The 18,145-nt window shown below is 42.5% G+C and carries 15 protein-coding genes; 4 read left to right on the top strand and 11 right to left on the bottom strand.

Going from position 1 to position 18,145, the window contains the following annotated elements; genetic code table 11:
• Positions 1–9: 9 nt before the first annotated feature.
• From G631_RS0105380 to G631_RS0105360, 5 genes are all read right to left on the bottom strand, one after another.
• On the bottom strand, positions 10–768 hold the full coding sequence (locus G631_RS0105380; RefSeq protein ID WP_026488591.1) for an ABC transporter ATP-binding protein: 759 nt from the start codon (positions 766–768) through the stop codon (positions 10–12).
• A 116-nt stretch (positions 769–884) separates the two neighbouring features.
• Entirely contained in the window at positions 885–1,970 is a 1,086-nt protein-coding gene (locus tag G631_RS0105375; RefSeq protein ID WP_035789369.1) for a branched-chain amino acid ABC transporter permease, read from the bottom strand.
• Positions 1,971–2,134: 164 nt separating this feature from the next.
• Complete coding sequence (locus G631_RS20890) at positions 2,135–2,341, bottom strand: hypothetical protein (RefSeq protein WP_155833880.1); 207 nt, start codon at positions 2,339–2,341, stop codon at positions 2,135–2,137.
• A 157-nt stretch (positions 2,342–2,498) separates the two neighbouring features.
• Positions 2,499–3,386: a branched-chain amino acid ABC transporter permease gene (locus tag G631_RS0105370; RefSeq protein WP_026488589.1), complete on the bottom strand. Its 888-nt coding sequence runs from the start codon at positions 3,384–3,386 to the stop codon at positions 2,499–2,501.
• 859 nt (positions 3,387–4,245) lie between these two features.
• On the bottom strand, positions 4,246–5,445 hold the full coding sequence (locus tag G631_RS0105360) for an ABC transporter substrate-binding protein (RefSeq protein WP_026488588.1): 1,200 nt from the start codon (positions 5,443–5,445) through the stop codon (positions 4,246–4,248).
• Between the two features lie 433 nt (positions 5,446–5,878).
• On the opposite strand from G631_RS0105360, the gene G631_RS0105355 reads away from it, so the two are divergent.
• The gene (locus tag G631_RS0105355) at positions 5,879–6,388 is read left to right on the top strand and encodes a hypothetical protein (RefSeq protein WP_026488587.1); all 510 of its coding nucleotides are present in this window, start codon (positions 5,879–5,881) and stop codon (positions 6,386–6,388) included.
• 159 nt (positions 6,389–6,547) lie between these two features.
• On the opposite strand, the gene G631_RS0105350 is transcribed toward G631_RS0105355, so the two are convergent.
• Complete coding sequence (locus tag G631_RS0105350) at positions 6,548–6,823, bottom strand: hypothetical protein (RefSeq protein WP_026488586.1); 276 nt, start codon at positions 6,821–6,823, stop codon at positions 6,548–6,550.
• Between the two features lie 310 nt (positions 6,824–7,133).
• Between G631_RS0105350 and G631_RS0105345 the strand changes: the two genes are divergently transcribed.
• Positions 7,134–7,490, top strand: coding sequence for a hypothetical protein (locus G631_RS0105345; RefSeq protein ID WP_026488585.1), 357 nt, complete (start codon positions 7,134–7,136; stop codon positions 7,488–7,490).
• An 83-nt stretch (positions 7,491–7,573) separates the two neighbouring features.
• On the opposite strand, the gene G631_RS0105340 is transcribed toward G631_RS0105345, so the two are convergent.
• The 3 genes from G631_RS0105340 to G631_RS0105330 form a co-directional block, all read right to left on the bottom strand.
• Positions 7,574–8,857 (bottom strand): chloride channel protein, encoded by a 1,284-nt coding sequence (locus G631_RS0105340; protein WP_026488584.1) that lies wholly within the window; start codon positions 8,855–8,857, stop codon positions 7,574–7,576.
• A gap of 228 nt (positions 8,858–9,085) precedes the next feature.
• A complete protein-coding gene (locus G631_RS0105335) occupies positions 9,086–10,591 on the bottom strand; it encodes an alpha-N-arabinofuranosidase (protein ID WP_026488583.1) in 1,506 nt (501 codons plus the stop codon).
• 119 nt (positions 10,592–10,710) lie between these two features.
• Positions 10,711–12,432, bottom strand: coding sequence for a spermidine synthase (locus G631_RS0105330; RefSeq protein ID WP_035789367.1), 1,722 nt, complete (start codon positions 12,430–12,432; stop codon positions 10,711–10,713).
• Positions 12,433–12,725: 293 nt separating this feature from the next.
• On the opposite strand from G631_RS0105330, the gene G631_RS19980 reads away from it, so the two are divergent.
• Both G631_RS19980 and G631_RS0105320 read left to right on the top strand, forming a co-directional pair.
• Positions 12,726–14,141 (top strand): GGDEF domain-containing protein, encoded by a 1,416-nt coding sequence (locus tag G631_RS19980; RefSeq protein WP_051196872.1) that lies wholly within the window; start codon positions 12,726–12,728, stop codon positions 14,139–14,141.
• Positions 14,138–15,925, top strand: a complete 1,788-nt coding sequence (locus G631_RS0105320; RefSeq protein ID WP_026488581.1) for a peptide ABC transporter substrate-binding protein — start codon at positions 14,138–14,140, stop codon at positions 15,923–15,925. The genes G631_RS19980 and G631_RS0105320 overlap by 4 nt, the downstream gene beginning before the upstream one ends.
• 136 nt (positions 15,926–16,061) lie before the next feature.
• Here the strand turns inward: G631_RS0105320 and G631_RS0105315 are convergent, their stop codons facing one another.
• Positions 16,062–17,354 carry an FAD:protein FMN transferase gene (locus tag G631_RS0105315; protein WP_242829065.1) on the bottom strand — a complete coding sequence of 431 codons (1,293 nt, stop codon included), beginning with the start codon at positions 17,352–17,354 and terminating at the stop codon, positions 16,062–16,064.
• A 71-nt stretch (positions 17,355–17,425) separates the two neighbouring features.
• Entirely contained in the window at positions 17,426–18,040 is a 615-nt protein-coding gene (locus G631_RS0105310) for a hypothetical protein (protein WP_155833879.1), read from the bottom strand.
• Between the last annotated feature and the right edge of the window lie 105 nt (positions 18,041–18,145).

The raw sequence follows: 18,145 nt of genomic DNA, 5'->3' as shown, positions 1-18,145 counted from the left end.
CTTTTTATTCTACTCCCCTAAATAAGCCTTGATTACATCTGGGTGAGCGAGCACTTCTTTGGTTTCGCCCTGGCACAGCACGCGCCCGAAGTTTAGAACTGTGAGTTTCTCGCAGATTCCGGAAACCAGCTTCATGTCGTGCTCAATAAGAAGAATTGTCATATCAAAATCTCTTCGAACAAGGGCTATGGTCTCCATTAGCTCTTTTGTCTCGTTAGGATTCATGCCTGCTGCCGGCTCATCAAGTAAGAGGAGCTTAGGATTGGTAGCCATAGCTCTTGCAATCTCAAGCTTACGCTGTTTGCCGTATGGAAGGTTGGAAGCCAGCAGGTCTTTTTCCTTATTCAGGTCAAAAACCGCCAAAAGACGCTCTGCCTCCTTGTCCATTTCTTTTTCCACCTTGCGATACCTGCCAACATGCAGGATTCCCTCGAGAGTGCTGTATTTGTAGCGCTCCGCAAGGCCTACCTTAACGTTATCCAGAACAGACATCTGGTTAAAGAGCCTTATATTCTGGAAAGTTCTGGCTATGCCTGCGTGATTTATCTCGGTTGTTGACTTTCTCGTGATATCCTGCCCCTCAAGGCGGATAATTCCTTCATTTGGCTTGTATACTCCGGTCAGAAGATTGAAAACAGTGGTCTTGCCGGCACCATTCGGGCCAATGAGTCCGTAAAGCTCGCCTTTTTCTATTTTCATATTGAAATCATCCACCGCGCGAAGTCCGCCGAAGGATATGCATAAATTGTTAACTTCAAGAAGTGCCATAATCAAGTCCCTTCAAATATTCATCTGCCATTCTGCAGATCTGTAATATCTTTTTCACGATATTGCAATCATATATTTCTGATTGATCTGGTTCATTTACGACAAACCCAATTACTTCAAGCCTTCATACCAGGAAGTTTCCTGGCTCCGAAAGTTCTTTTTCTCCAGTCGATAACCTTAGGTGACCAGGTGTAGATCATCATTACGATCAAAACTATAGAATATATCAGCATTCTGTAGGTGCTAAGTCCGCGGAGCAGCTCAGGAAGCAGGTACAGCACGCATGCAGCTATCACACTTCCTCTGATATTGCCGATTCCGCCCAGCACCACGTACACCAGAATCATGATTGATGCGTTAAAGCCGAAATACTGGCTTGTTGCGGTTAGTGTTGTAATGTTATGGGAAAAGAGAACACCTGCTGCCCCCGCAATCGCTGCAGAAATCACGAATGCCATCATCTTGTACTTGGTAACCTTGATTCCTGTTGCCTCCGCAGCAATATAGTTGTCCCTAACCGCCATAACAGCGCGGCCATCGCGAGAGTTTACGAGATTTTGTACAACAAACAGTGCCAGCAAAAGAACTATGATTCCAACTGTAAAGCTTGAATTGTGCGGAGTTCCTGTGATTCCCATTGCTCCATTTACAATGACCTGCCCATCAGCCTCCATTTCAAGGGCCATTGAATTCTTCATGGAAAAATGAAGTCCGTGGCTGTCAACACCGATGTAGAAGGCGTTGATCACATTCTTGATGATCTCACCAAAGGCCAGAGTTACAATAGCCAGGTAGTCACCTTTAAGCCTAAGAACCGGAATTCCAATAAGAAATCCAAAAAATCCAGCAAAAGCAATTCCTACTATGAAGGCAAGTACAAATCTTGGTCCCGCCGGAAGTTTGGTTTCCATGACTTTGGAAAAAAATGCACTTGTGAAAGCTCCAATGCACATAAATCCGCAATGTCCAATGGACAGCTCTCCCAGAATACCTACGCAGAGGTTCAGCGCCACAGCAATTACTGCGTAATATGTCATCGGAACAAGAAGTCCCTTCATATGGCTTGATAAATGTCCTGTCGCTGCCAGCGCAGTAAATATCAGGTACGCAGCCACCACAATGCCGTATGTTATGAGGTTGTCCTTGGTTTTCTTGCTTAATTTCATGCTTAATTTCCCGCTAACATTCTTGCTTGTTGTCATACTTATTCCTTCTATGTTTATATTTTGGTATTATCGGACTTCCGCCATGTAATACCTTTTGCTTGTTTTTTCTATTCTTGGTATTATCTGCTTCCGCCATGTAATACCTTTTAGCTTGTTTTCCTATATCTTGGTATTATCTGGTTTCTACCGCATAATACCTTTTAGCTTGTTTCCCTATATCTTGGTATTATCTGGCTTCCACCACATAATACCTTTTCACTTATTTCCCTATACCTTGGTATTACCTGACCATCGCCATGTAATACCTTTTCACTTGTTTTCCTATATCCTGGTATTATCTGACTTCCACCGCATAATACCTTTTCACTTGTTTTTTCTATTCTTGGTATTATCTGACTCCACCGCATAATACCTTTTCACTTGTTTTTTCTATTCTTGGTATTATCTGACTCCACCGCATAATACCTTTTCACTTGTTTTTTCTATTCTTGGTATTATCTGACTCCACCGCATAATACCTTTTCACTTGTTTTTTCTATTCTTGGTATTATCTGACTCCACCGCTCAGACCTTCTCCTGAATCTTCTTGCCCAAGATTCCTGTAGGCTTCACCAGAAGCACCACAACAAGAATTCCAAAAACAATTGCATCTGAAAGCTGCGATGAAATGTAGGTCTTACTCAGAATCTCAACAATTCCAAGAAGCAAGCCACCGATCATGGCTCCGGGAATTGATCCGATACCGCCAAGAACCGCCGCCACAAAGGCCTTGATACCCGGCATTGCGCCTGTATATGGAGAAAGAGATGGATAAGCTGAGCACAGAAGCGCGCCAGCAATTGCTGCAAGGGCTGAGCCAATAGCAAATGTCAGCATGATCGTGCGGTTAACGTTAATGCCCATGAGAACCGCGGCTCCCTTGTCCTCCGCAACAGCCAGCATAGCCTGGCCCTGCTTAGTTTTTTTGATAAAGAGCTGGAGAGCTATCAGCACCACGACGCTTATCACGATTGCCACAATAGTAACGCCCTGAATCCGCTGCTCGCCTTCGTTGAAGGTAATGCCTTCCCACTTTATAACAGAGGTAAAAGACTTAACGTCTGCGCCAAATATAAGAAGGGCCACATTTTCAAGAAAGTAGCTCACGCCGATAGCTGTAATGAGAACTGCCAGCGGTGATGCCGCGCCTCGAAGAGGCCTGTAGGCCACAAATTCAGTTGTGATTCCGAGAAGTGTACATAACACGATTGCCACTAGTACTCCTACAATTGAATTTCCAGAAAAAGTTGTGGTGACTGAAAAGATAATGTAGCATCCCACCATGATAAAATCGCCATGAGCAAAATTAAGCATCTTGGCAATTCCATAAACCATGGTATATCCCAGCGCTATGATGGCATAGATGCTGCCCAAACTAAGTCCATTTATAAGATATGTAAGGAAACTACTCATGAAAATCCTCCAACAAAGATATTTGATTTGAATATACTTGCGTATACTTGAATATATTTGAATATATTTGAATTTATATAAATAATATTCGATTACACTTTGAATAAAACTAATTATAGACTATTACAATTTATTGATCATATTTAATTATATATTATCGACTATCCTAATTATAATAACTATTTTAACTTGTGAGAATACTATTGTTTCTCGTGGTCATGCAAAACTTGTTTTTTCTTCTATCTTGCATGAACTTGTCTTGTACAAATGATACAAAATCGCTTGTTATCTTTATTTTGCATCACATATCCTCTGCCCAGTGATGCATAACCTGCCTTTTCTCTTTTCTTGCATCACATCGGCCCACTATTATCATGCAAAACTTCATTTTTCTTTATCTTGCATCACTTTTCCTCTGCCCAGTGATGCATAACCTGCCTTTTCTCTTTTCTTGCATCACGCCTGCCCACTATTATCATGCAAAACTTCATTTTTCTTTATCTTGCATCACTTTTCCCCCGCTCAGTGATGCATAACTTGCCTTTTCTCTTATCTTGCATCACACCAGCCCACTATTATCATGCAAAACTTCATTTTTCTTTTTCTTGCATCACTTGTCCTCTGCTCTGTGATGCATAGGAATTACAGAGAAATTTCCTCGTATTAGAACAAAGAGTCGCTAGCGACTCTTTCGCGCCCGAGCGGTATTGCGAAGCAATAAACTTCATCTCCGCGAGGTGCGCATCCACAGCGGAGCGTTTTTATTGAATAGGAAAGCAATTTCCTATTCAATAAAAAAGCAAAGGGCGCCTGTGACAACACCCTTCGCCGGATCAAGCGTCTATTCTAATTAACTGTTTTACTGTGCTGAAACGTATGCACCATTCTTGATAACAACAGCTCTTGGCTCCTTGTTAGGCTCGCCGCTAGCATCCCAGGTCATCTTGGATGAAGTAACTCCGGCAACCTCAATCTCAGTCATAGCGCTCTTTATAGCTTCGCAGATATCAGAAACACTCATATCTGGAGTAACGTTCTTTTTCTCAATTGCATTCTTGATGATGTAAACTGCATCGTAAGCATCGGCTGCGAACTGGTTTGGAACCTCGCCATACTTCTCTTTATACTTGCTGACAAAGTTAACAGTAAGATCATCTGTAGCATCGGCTGCGAAAGGTGTAAGAAGCATTACGCCCTCTGCAAGAGAAACATCAAAGTTAGCAACTGTAAGAATTCCATCAAGACCATCAACACCAAAGAATATTGGTGAATAGCCCATTGTGTTGGCCTGTGTCAGGATAAGAGCTGCGCTCTTGTAATAGATAGGAAGGAAAACAAGGTCAGCGCCTGCGTCCTTGGCCTTCTGAAGCTGAACGGAAAAGTCTGTTGCACTGTCAGATGTGAAAGCCTCTGCAGAAACGATCTCGTAGTTCTTGCCTTCTGACTCCTGAACGAATTTCTGATAAATTCCATCTGAATAGATATCTGAGCTATCGTAGATGATACCTACCTTCTTGGCAAGGTTGTTATCTGAAATATACTGAGCAGAAGCGATTCCCTGGTTAGGATCTGAGAAACATACTCTGAAAGCATTATCGTATTTTACACAGTCAACAGCTGATCCAGAAGGTGTAAGCTGGAACATGTTGTCAGCCTTGGTGTTCTCTGAAACTGCGATTGAGCATCCACTTGTGGTTGATCCAACAAGGATCTGCATTCCCCAGTCCTTAAGAGCGTTGTAGGCGTTGACTGACTTCTCTGCATTAGTCTCGTCGTCCTCTTTCTTGTACTCTACCTTATATCCGTTGATACCGCCAGCAGCGTTGATCTCTTCTACTGCAAGTTCTGCTGCGTTGCAGACTGCATTACCATAAGCTGCGTTATCTCCTGTAAGAGGTCCAATAGCACCAATCTTGAAAACAGCCTCTGCGCTGCCCTCTGTCTGAGTTCCAGAGCTCTCTGGCTGAGTAGTGCTAGCTGCGTCTGTGCATCCTGCCAGCATTGCAAGTGCCATCATGAAAGCTGATGCTGTACTGATTACTTTACTAAACTTCTTCATAATTGTGTTCCTCCTCGAATTTATTGTATGGATATATGATCAGAATCCCGCACCTGATGCGGTTTCCGAAGAATCAATGATAAGGCAAAAGAACTATATAACATCACCTTATACACGTTAGAACAAAGTTGTATATTTGTATACAATCTTATACTTTTAAAGATTAAAGCATAAAAGTAAAAAAGTCAACACGTACTATCGAAAATAAAAGTATAAAAATCGCTACCGAAAAAAAGACTAAAAAAGAGACTGAAAAAATGACTGAAATAAAAGACTAAAAAAAATCCGAACTAAAGACCTGGTTATAGTCAATAATCTATAAACATTTTATAAACATTTCAAATCTCAAACGTTTAAATGAATATGCGATATTTCGAAGGGTTGCTTTGGTACATTAACACTGTTAGAATTAATTCATAGGGGGATGAACATTATGCTTCAATTATCTTACTTGGGTATAGCGTTCGCGATTGTATTCTATTTTGTATTTGGAATTTGTGTGAGGCTCATGGCAATTAATGATCACACGCGGAACAAGGCGCGACTGGCTATCCTTATCACATCGTTTACGATAGTTACGATGTCTTCACTTTTTGCAGGGCTACTTAACCTGAATAGAGAGAAGTTTATTTTGGGTGTCTTTTTCATTCTGATCTCTGCCGTAGCATTTATTATTCTTGCTGCAATTCTCATCGAACTCCACCATATTAAGACTAAAGTTAAAATGCGCAGATTCATGGTTCTGTTTGATATAGTAGACAGATTCATCAATGAAGGTAAGACCAGAGACGAGATTTTATCTTATCTCGTAGAAATTCAGAAACTGACGTTAAAAGAGGCCAGAGATTTCCTGGATTTTATCTCAGATCCGACTAATTATAAGTTCCTTTCAGATGTTAACGATAAAATCCACGAAGCCCAGATCTTAGGGCGTTCCAAGTAGGCAAAAGCTCGCAAAGTCACTAATATGAAAACTCCCTGTAGCCACCACGGTTACAGGGAGTCTTTATTTCTCTATTATCTTTAATTCTAAGTACGTCTATATGTACACATCTTATCTATTTCTTGCTGTTTCCCCAGTAAAAAGGGATAGCGTCCATGCTCATAGAAAATCCACTGATCTAAATTCATCAAACTGAGGATCTTCAACGAAATTCTTTATAAGGTTAAGCGGTGTAAGTCCAATAGCTTCATGATGGATTTGCTCCTCAATAACCATTTTTTCGTAAGAAGAGAGCGAGCAATACTCAGGATGGCACTCCTCATATTTCTCGATCAACTGATCAAATAAGTTGTACTCCGGATCTCCCCAAGCAAATACTTCGGCTGTCTTCAAATTGGGTCTGAACGGAGAATACTGCAGCTGGCTGTTTCCCATCTGTTTTTACCCCTTTCCCGTACATTGGATAACCTAAAGCCGTGTGTTATCTTGTACTTTTACAATTGAAGTTTTATAGTCAAAAGAACTTGTTCGAAGGGCAGAAAAATCCCTCTTTATTATAATATCATACTTTTTAACGAAATTTAATAATTTAATTTTGAAAGTTTATGCTTTGTTTTTCTGTGGATAATTGCATATTGGGAGCCTGTAATGTACGATATACACAGAAGTTTATGGGCGTTATGATGTTGGGAAAAGACATCTTTCTTCCGCATATGTCCCGACAAGTTTATGAAAGGGAGATTAAATGGCAATATCTATAGGTTCTCTTGGAAGTGCTTATGGCATGAGCTATGTGCAGCCTATGAATCTGGCGGTAAAAAATGAATCCGAAGTTTCAGATGCATTCGTTCAGCACGCAGCTCAGGGAGCGATTCCAAACGTTAATCCTGTCGGATATCCCAATGCTCAGCTAATTGGCGATGATTCCGACAATGAAGATCCTATGAAGCTTGCAATAGGCATGGTTCAGAAATCTCAGGAAACGAGCAGAATGTACAATGAAGTGGCAAACAGATTCCAGGGCATGACAGTAGGATACTCACAGGATCAGTCAGGATATGGATATGATACAGCCGGAAGCAGGCTGGATCTATTCGCTTAACTTTGAAAGGTAGGATGGCAATTATATAGAAGGAGCGGCACGATTATCAGTGGATATTCGATGCCGCTCCTTGATTTTTGTAATTACTTGGTCTGGCGATTTACGTACTTATTGTGGAACTTGGAATAAGCAATCTTCTGGCTGCTATAAAGGCTTGAATAACCAGAAAAGGTGTAACTAAGGGCCACCGCCAAAAGATAATACGGCATTCCCTTAAATCCAAACAGTTCAAAGCAGATAAAAAGCGATGAAATTGGACAGTTAGTAACTCCGCAGAACAGCGCTCCCATTCCGATGGCTGCGCACAGGGCCGGGTCAAATCCAAGAATCTGTGAGTACAGGCATCCAAAGGTTGCCCCAATATAAAGGGCCGGCACAATCTCGCCGCCCTTGTAACCCGCACCAAGAGTAAGGGCTGTGAATATTATCTTTAGCAGAAAAGCATAAAAAGGCGCTTCTCCTTTTATTGCCATCTCAATAACGTCAGTTCCTGCACCGTTAAAGTATCTTACTCCTGACAGAAAGGTCAGTCCCGCTACAATCACACCGCCTACAAACACCCTAATATAGGGATTTGGCAAAAGCTTCTTATAATTTCTTCCTGCAAATTTCAAGGTCTGGCAAAAGATAACGCTGACAACTGCGCACAAGATTCCAAGAATTCCGGTAAACACCGCATTATAAAGGCTAAACTCCGGAACTACATTTACGGTAAAAACTTCCGCTGAAACACCCAGATATCTTGAAATTCCTGTAGCCACCAGAGCTGATATTACACACGGCACCAGGGCTGAATAGTACATTATTCCTACGTTTTCTATTTCCATAGCCATAAAGGCCGCCGTCATCGGTGTTCCAAAAAGAGCTGAGAACGCCGCACTCATGCCACACATGGTTATGATCTTGATGTTTCCATCCTTTAGCTTAAAAAGCCGTCCAAGGTTGTAGCCAAGACTTCCTCCCATCTGAAGTGCCGCGCTTTCACGCCCTGTAGATCCTCCAAAGAGATGAGTCAATGTAGTAGAGATAAATATGAGAGGCGCCTTAGTCACAGGCAGATTGTCCCCTTCCTGGATTGACTTGATAACAAGGTTCGTCCCCTTATCCTCGTAGTCTTTGCAGAGTCTGTACAAAAAAACTATGAAAAGACCCGCAAGTGGCAAGGCTGCGATTATATGATCATGCCCCACTCTAAATTCTGTAGCCCAGGAAATGGCATAATAAAAGGCCGTTCCTATAAGTCCCACAAGTAGTCCTGTGAGTCCTCCAAAGAACAGCCATCTAAAAAGCACTCTTATTCTTCCCAGCAAATCAAGGTCAGGCATATGCTCAATAATGATATTTATGGGGTTTTCTCTTTTTTCCATGCATTCCTCTTACTACACGTACATGTGTACCATTCAACCAGCTGCATGTATCTCATTTATCTACTTACATTATACAATAGATTCCGTTTTTTCATCAGGAAAAACAAGTTTCATATTAGATTCATATTAGATTAGTTTTCATATACCATTAGACTCAAACACCCCCAATTCCTATAATTCCTATAGGAACTGGGGGTATCATATATTTCTATCTTACAAGTCTATAGCTCAAATGCTAAGTGCAAGGTGGATAACGCTGCTTGCTGGAATTGTGAATTTAAGCTTGCCGCTTCCAAGGTTTTCCACAGCATCGAAGGCCTTTGCTACAACGTTTTCAGGCTCCTCGAAGGTGTTGTGAAGGTGCATCTCGCCGCCAACTACCTGACCAGAGATTTCTTTTACCTCAGTATCTGCTACTGCTGCCTCGATCTCGTAACTCTCGCTGCAAGAAAGGTTTGTGATTGTCACATGGATCTTGCCGTCTGTGCCAAGTGATACAGATTCTGTCAGGTTTGGAACCTTGTACTCATCCTCAAGTCCGATTTCCTGTGTCTCAATAAAGCTATCAAGAAGCTCAGCGTTCTGGTGGTACTTGTACATGTTGAACACATGGTAGGTTGGAGTCTTGATCATCTTCTGGCCATCTGTGAGGATTACGGACTGAAGTACGTTGATCATCTGAGCAATGTTGGCCATCTTGACTCTATCGCAGTGCTTGTTGAAGAGGTTAAGGTTAATACCTGCTACAAGCGCATCTCTGATAGTGTTCTGCTGATAGAGGAATCCTGGATTGGTTCCTGGCTCTACATCATACCATGTGCCCCACTCGTCAATTACCATGCCAACCTTGTGATCCTTGTCGTATCTATCCATGATTGCTGCATGGCCTTTAATAAGAGTCTCCATGAAAAGAGTCTTCTTAAGGGTCTTGTAATATTCTTTTTCATCGAAATCTGTAGCACTTCCCTTGTGCTCCCATGTTCCAGGAACTGTGTAGTAGTGAAGTGAGAGTCCATCCATGAAACCGTGAAGGTGAACAGGTGCCTTAAAGCAAGTCTTCATAACTTCCTCAGTCCATGTAAAGTCCTCAGCGTTAGCGCCGCAGCATACCTTATTTACATGCTCATCCTGCTTGTAATCGCGAACATAGGTCTGATATCTGCGATAAAGATTAGCATACATATCAGGAAGCATATTGCCGCCGCAGCCCCAGTTCTCATTACCAACTCCAAAGTAGTCAACCTTCCAAGGCTTCTCATGTCCGTTCTTCTTACGAAGATCAGCCATTGGAGATACTCCATCAAATGTCATGTATTCAACCCACTCTGACATTTCCTGAACTGTACCGCTTCCAAGATTTCCGTTTACATAATTCTTGCAGGAAATCTGGTCGCAAAGCTCCATAAACTCATGTGTTCCGAAGCTGTTATCCTCAACAACTCCGCCCCAATGAGTGTTGATCATCTTCTTACGGCCTTCCTTGGGACCAATACCATCTTTCCAGTGATACTCATCTGCAAAGCATCCGCCTGGCCATCTGAGAACCGGTACCTGAAGCTCTTTAAGTGCCTCAATTACGTCCTTCCTCATGCCGTTTACATTCTCGATGCCTGCATCTTCCTTGACATAGAGCCCCTCATAGATTCCCCTTCCAAGGTGCTCTGCAAAATGTCCCTGAAGCTCAGGATTTATGTGACCCTTGTGGCTCTTGGGATTAATGCTCAGTTTAAACATGTTGCTCTCTCCTTTACGCGGTGTATAATTATATTTTACATTAAAGTTTAATATTTTAGTTATTGCAAAACTATTACTAGCTTACTATATTTCATGCGAATCCGCAATCAAAAAATCATTTACAAAAGCTTCAAAAGTCCCTGTATTCCCTGAGTATTGTAGATTTCCTTGTAGTAGCTGACTTCGTCCTTGATGATAAGGTCGATCTGCCTCATGCCCAGAAGCTCTACCGGAGCCTTGTCATCAGTCATAATGTGGCCTGTTCCAGTGTAGGAAATTGCAGTGTCATGGGCTAATGTCATCATAGATCTTAAGGCCTCATTTTCTTCAAGCTCGATATTTGTCAAAAGAGTATCCATAAAAGCGCCATTGTTTGTGGCAAAGAGCTCTTTATTTGTTGAATAGGGAACGTCCACAACTACGGTGTTATCAAAGACTGATGCGATAGTATCTGCAAGATAAGTGTTGATGGAAGGAGCATCATTGCCAGCATTTACTCCAGCATCTGCCGTAAGTTCATCACTGTAGAGATTCATGTTGACCACCATTACTCCGTCATCAGTAAGGTGATCTTTGACCATTGTAAAAAATTCTACGGAGGACATCTGGAATGGAATAGTGATGTCCTGATAAGCATCCACCATGATCACGTCATACTTGCCGTCTATAGCTGCAAGATATGCTCTTCCATCGTAGGTTGTAACCTTTGTTTCATCAGGAAGTTCAAAGTATTTGTGGGCAAGATCAGTTATCTTATCATCAATCTCAACGCCCTCAACTTCAACATTATCAAAATGGCGGCTAAGCTGAGTTGCGTAGGTTCCAGAGCCCATGCCAAGAATAAGGACGTTTAGCTTCTGACCTTGAGACTCTTTTTCTTTTACCCCAGTCATATAAGGAGCTGCCATGGCGTAGTCGTAGTACATGCCAGTTAACTGGCCGTTCTTAACAAGTATGGACTGAACGCCAAAGAGCACATTGGTGGACAGAATTACGGAATTGTCAGTTTCCTTTACCTGAAGATAGTTGTAAACAGATTCTCCCTCGAAAGTCAGGTCTTTTTCCCAAAAAGCAAAGCTGGAGCTGTGGCCGAAAACTACGCAGAGCGCGAATATCAGAAGGCTTGAAACCACCTTTTTTGCTGCAGACGCTGATCCTGACTTATCCGCATCTCCCCCATTGCTGTCATCTGAATTCACATGCTGTACCACTTCCCCGCTTCCAGGACTAACAAAATAAAGAATTGCCAGTGCCAGGAGAATTCCCGCAAAGATAAGAAACGTAGCAGCTGTGCCCACTGCAGGGATTGTGACAAAGGTCGGAACGAAGGTTCCAATGATGCTTCCTATCGTATTGAAAGCGCCGAGAGTTCCAATAATCTTGCCGTTGTCCTCAAGGGAGTCTGTAGTGTACTTGGCAAGGCTTGGTGTTACCGTTCCCAAAAGAAATAACGGAAAAACGAACACTATCATGCAAGCCGCAAAGGCAGCAATAACAAGAAAGTTACTATTAACTGCAAAGATCAAAACTGCAGAAATCCCTAGAATTATGTATTTGCCAAGAACTGGAATTGCTGCGATCCAAAGAGCTGCAACGATGATCCTTCCATAAAGCCTTCCCGGATCTGGGTTTTTGTCGGCTGCCCTACCGCCATAGATGTTTCCAAGAGCCATAGCAATCATGATAGTTCCAATTATGATGGTCCACACAATCTGCGATGAACTAAAATATGGCGCAAGAAGTCTGCTGGCGCCAAGCTCTACAGCCATTACGGACATTCCTGCAAAAAACTCAGTCATGTATAAGAATAATTTGTTGTTTAAGATGGATTTGTTTTTCATGATTTTCCCCAATATATTTTATTATGATATGGAATTGTGAAAATACCCCTAGATCACTGACTCATCCACAATTACAATTCGAATATCATTATGAGAAGTATAGCATAGTCCTTTGCCGCAAGCTAGTGTATACAATCATATTGCAAGCAATCATACACCGCCGCGGCAACTTCATAATTTCGTAAATTTACATATTTATTTTCGCTAGTTTTCATAATTAGACGCCGCATAAATGCTATAATTACTGTGTATATGTATGGACATGGGAAGTACTCTCTCGGAGTTTTTTGCATATGTGGAATAAAGCGCAGGAAAGATTTAGAACTCGAAGCCTTATTGCTACCATAGTCCTGATAATAGCTGCTATGATCGGCTCTTTATTTTTCGTTTTTTTTATCAGGTCTTACACAAGGGAACAGAGTTATCTGGAACTTAAAAATGCTACAGAAGAAACCATCGAATCTATCGAGGGTGAATTTCGTGCGAGCAGAAATATGCTGCGTATGACCGCAAGGATCATTTCCTCCTCCCAGGATTCCCTTTCCTCCTTCAAAACTAATTCCTATCTGACCATAGGCAAGGTCACATCTTCTATTTCTGATATAGCAATCCTCACAGAAGACAACACCATTATAAGAATAATCGGAAATGACCTTGACGCCACAGGCGTACTGGATTTTGAAAAGATAAAGCAAAAAGGGGAGCACATATCAACTCTTCAGAAAGATCTTGATACTCCTGATGTCTATGACATAAGAACCTTTGTGCCCATCAGAAGAAAAGGCGAAACAATCGCTTTTATCTATGGAACAGTTACTCCCGAGGATATTCTAAGTGCCTGGGTTCCCAATATTTATGATGGTAGTGCAACAGTATCAGTTATAGAAAGAAATACTGGCATGTTCCTTATTGACGGCGCCGGTCGTCAGCTTCAGACCATTGAGGAAGCCAGCTTTAACCTTAATTCGCTAAGTGTCAATGGCTCTTTTACCGAAGCCATCAGAAACGGCAGTAGCGGCTATGCTGTAGGCACCGATAGTGCAACCGGCACTACCACTTACTATTGTTTCCTTCCAATGGACATTGCTGAGTGGGAAATGCTGGTAAGCGTACCCTCAGAGAGTGTTTACGCCCAGGTTCGGCCAATCCACACCTATCTGTATATTTTCTTGTTGGTTGCGGGCATCGGACTTGTCATCTATTTCCTCTACATAATCCACATCACAACCGGTTCCCTTGTAGGTATCGAAAGACGAGCCAATATGGACGCTCTAACTGGCCTTCAGAACAGAAACCGCTATGAATACTTCTGCTCCCATCTACAGCAGGGCACAGACGGTCTGGCCTGTATATATTTTGATGTCAACGGTCTCCACGAACTTAATAACACTCAGGGCCACGTTGCCGGTGACAATATGCTAAAGACTATCGCAACCCTCATCTCTTCTGAATTTGGCGAGAACAACACCTACAGGATTGGCGGCGATGAATTCGTGGCCTTTAGATATGAGCGGGACGAAAGCCTTGTTCGTAAGGACCTTGCCAAGGTGATCCAGGCAATTGAAGATAACAACTACCACGTAGCCTGCGGCCTTGCCATGGCTACACCTGACAAAAAGCTCCTAACTGTCATCAAAAACGCTGAAGCCGAGATGTACGAAAACAAACGCAAATACTACGAATCTATCGGAAAGGAGATGAGGGGATGAAAAAGACAAACAAGCTTCTTTCCATATGTCTTTGCGCCCTTATGCTCCTTAACAGCGGCTGTAGTTTCTATAAGCTCCCTGATATTGAAAATCACAACCTTGATGAATACTACAAAGAAGACGCTGCAGTCTATAAAACTCTTTATTCTTCTGAAACCATGAGCCTCAACTACCTGTCCACAAACGCACTTGTGGACAACGTTATCTGCTCAAATGTCATTGACTGCCTTATCGACTATGACTGTTATGGTAAAATAGTTCCCGGCCTCGCCAAAAGCTGGGATTCCAATAGTGCCATGACTCAGTGGACCTTTCATCTTAGGGATAACATCACCTGGGTTGATTACGACGGAAATTACTACGCAAATGTAACTTCCGATGACTGGCTCTGCGCCTCAGAATACGCCGATGACAATGACCTCTCCAAGCCCATTGATTTTACAGTTGAAGCTCCCGATGAAAAGACAATTATCTACACGCTCAAGGACTCCTGCCCATTTTTTCTTAGCATGCTCTCATATTCCGCTTTTCTTCCGGTTTCCAGGTCCTACCTTAAAAAAGTTGGCACCATGTTTGCCAAGGACCACAAATCTCTTTTGTATAACGGAGCCTTTATTCTTCACTATTTCCAGCCCTTTGAAAAACAGATCATGGTAAAAAACCCTACCTATTGGGATAAGGAGCATGTCTATATCGACAGAGTCGAGAACTACTATGATTATGATGCTTCTGATGTTTCCATAGAAAAATACCTGGAGGGCAGTATCGACAGGGCTATAATCCCATATGATCAGCTTGTTAAATCCCTGGAAGACCCGGAAATTTCCAAGCATATCCACCGTTCCAGACCAGATAGTTCTTTTACCTACTTCTATGCCTTTAACTTCGATCCGCAGTTCGATGAGAAATATGACCCAGAAAACTGGAAAAAAGCTGTAGTTAACGAGAATTTCCGAAAAGCTGTAATGGCTTCCTTGTACAGGTCTTCTCTTTTGTCAGTTTACGAGCCCGAGGACCCTGATTCCCTGATAAACAACACCATTACTCCACCAAGATCCCTATGGATAGATGGCCAGGACTATACTCAGCTCCCTGCCCTAAACGCAATTTCGGGAAGAGACAGCTACAGTATCGCTCAGGCCAAATACTTCAGAAAGCTTGCCAAAGCTGAGCTTGACGAAGAGGGTGTCAAATACCCCATCAAGATTCTGATGCCCTATGACCCTTCTGTTGAGGGCTGGGTAAAAGAGGCATATAAGGCAGAGCTCATGATTGAAGCGGCTCTTGGTAGAAATTTTGTAGATGTAGTTGTGGAAGCCGGCAATGACACTGGCTTTACCACTTCTGTAATTGAAAGTGGCAAGTATGCCTTCACCAAATGCAGATGGGGCGCCAACTTCTCAGATCCTTTGACCTGGGCTGAGCCCTTTACAGATGACTATGAATATACTTTTTGGAATAGATGTAGTGATACGAAGATTTCTTTTTTAAATGCCAGATGGAATTCCATGATCCAGCAGGCCAGCAGTATCAACTACAGTCAGAAGCGGCGCTATATCGCCTTTGCAGAAGCTGAGAAGTTCCTGATAAATAATGCGATAATCGTCCCCATCTCCATAATGAATGGTGATGGCTACGAGATGTGCAACCTGAACGAATTCGAAGGAGAGTTCGCACCCTACGGCGCAGCAAGGCGCCGCTACAAGCACATGCATCTATATAATAGTTCCATGAACATGGACGAATACAAGGCCGCCTATGATCAGTGGCTGAAGGGATTCTGATATATTTGCTAAAAAGGGTAACAGCAACATAAAAATACAAAAAAATCATCCATCTCAGGACTTCCAGCGACCGTACTTCCAGCAACTTCCTGCGGACAAAATCAGAAAAAATCCAGCATATCCTAATTCAAACATATTAATCCAAGACATGAAGCGAAAGATCATGATACTCGGAAGAAAGCGAGAATCTCTCTGCAACTCCTGGGGTTATGTAGACATCGCCCTCAGTAGTCACAAGGATCATGTCAAAAGAGCTTTCCTGTCCCGTAACATCTGCGCCATTTTCTGTGCCATCATTAGCTACAATGTCACCATTCGCGCCATTTTCTGTTTTGTCATTGGCTGCGCTGTCACTATCTTCAATATTTCCTTCTTTGTCATTAGCTGCGCTGCTTGAATCTGCGCTGGCAGCGGAATACTTGCGGTAATAATCTATAGCCCCATCACGTCCTTTTACAAAAAGAGCTGTGGAAAGGGCGTCACACATAAGGCCATCCTTACCTATTATGGTAACGGAGATAAGGCCGTTCCTTGCTGGTTTTCCAGTTGAAGGATCTATGATGTGCCAGTAAGTCTCACCATTTTCCTCAAAATATCTCTCATATCCGCCGGAAGTGATTATTGCCTCGTCAGAAGCCTGTATCACACCAAGGATTCCACTATCACTATCCTTAAATGGGCTCTTTACAGCCACATTCCACTTGCTTCCATTAGGCTTATTGCCCACACACTCTACATTTCCGCCAAGATTTATTAGTGCGCTTGTAACTCCATTGTCGCGGAAGTATTGGGCTAGCTTCCTGCTGGTGTAGCCCTTGGTTACACTGCCAAGATCAACCTGCATTCCCTTTGGAATTGTGCAGAGTGTTGCTGCGTCTACTTCTTCAAGCGTCACACTTCTGTAATCCACATTTTCAAGGAGTCCAGCAATTTCCTCATCTCCAGGCACCTGGTACTCTCCAGTAGTAAAGCCCCAGGCCCTGAGCACTGGGTAAATTGTGATATCAAGAGCTCCGCCTGTACTATCGCAATATCTAAGGGCTTCCTTCATGATCTGTGCTGGCTCCTCGGAAAGCCTTGCTGATCCTGCTGCGTTAAGCCCTGCAATCTCACTATTTTCATCTGTAACAGACAGCTCTTTTTCCAAAGTGCGGATCTGATTCTCCGCATCTGCCAAAAAACCTTCCGCTTCTTCACCGCCATACACCTGAATATCCATAACCGTATCCATGGCAAATATAGTGCTGACGTGCATTATCTCCTCACCAACTACTCCGCCGTCTACAACCTTTGGAAACTGCAATTTACCAATTCCGCAACCAGAAAGAATGGCAACTGATAAAATCAGCGCCATTCCAGTCATTGCTTTATGTTTTATATTTCTTCTTATCTTTTTAAAGCTAAACCACATATATACTTTCTTCCACAAATCTTTTCTGTTCCTCGATGTGATTTTTTGCCAGAGTTGATCATTACTTGATGCACTTCGCTTATTGGTTTTCACTCAAAAGCTCCGCTCACCGCATCATCCTGAAACTTAACTATCTCAATGGCAGATATCATGCCGCTTTCAATGGTGACATTAACGCCAATCTTGCCATTATTGCCCATTCCCTCGCCGTAATAGGTTCCATCTATATAATGATAACTTTCTGAAGACTCAACTTCAACTTTTTTTGGTCCAGAAGCCAATATTTCTCCTGCATCTTCGCGTTCACTTGTTCTATTTGTCGATTCTGCATTATCACTTATTTTTTTGTTTGCATCTTCGTTTTCACTAATTTTTTGGGACTCTTCATCGTTTTCACTTGTTCTTCTGGCGCCGGCAACCTCTGGATATTCCCCATCATTACCATAAGAATTCCCGCCATCAGCCTCGTTATCCACAATTACTGTCGGTAAGTTCCCACCATTATCCACATAATCCTCTGATTTGTTATTCCTAGCATTATTTGCCGCCACAGCAAAACTCCCGGCCACAGCAATCAGCAGCACCGCCACCGCAGAAATAACCTGGGCTCTTAACATTTTTTCTTTTGCATTCTTATAGACCGATCTGAAAATCACTAGCACCTGGGTAATGCACAAATCAAATTTTCCTTTATTCTGCATCATTCCGCCAAGCCACTGTAATGCAAAACAAGTAAAAAATTATTTTTGCATCATTCTTTGGCACTCGAGTAATGCACAAATCAATTTTTTCTCTTTTTTGCATCATTC

Origin of the sequence: Butyrivibrio sp. XBB1001 (assembly GCF_000424505.1) — a bacterium.
Classification (GTDB): domain Bacteria; phylum Bacillota; class Clostridia; order Lachnospirales; family Lachnospiraceae; genus Butyrivibrio.
This window is presented reverse-complemented; position numbering and strand designations above follow the sequence as displayed.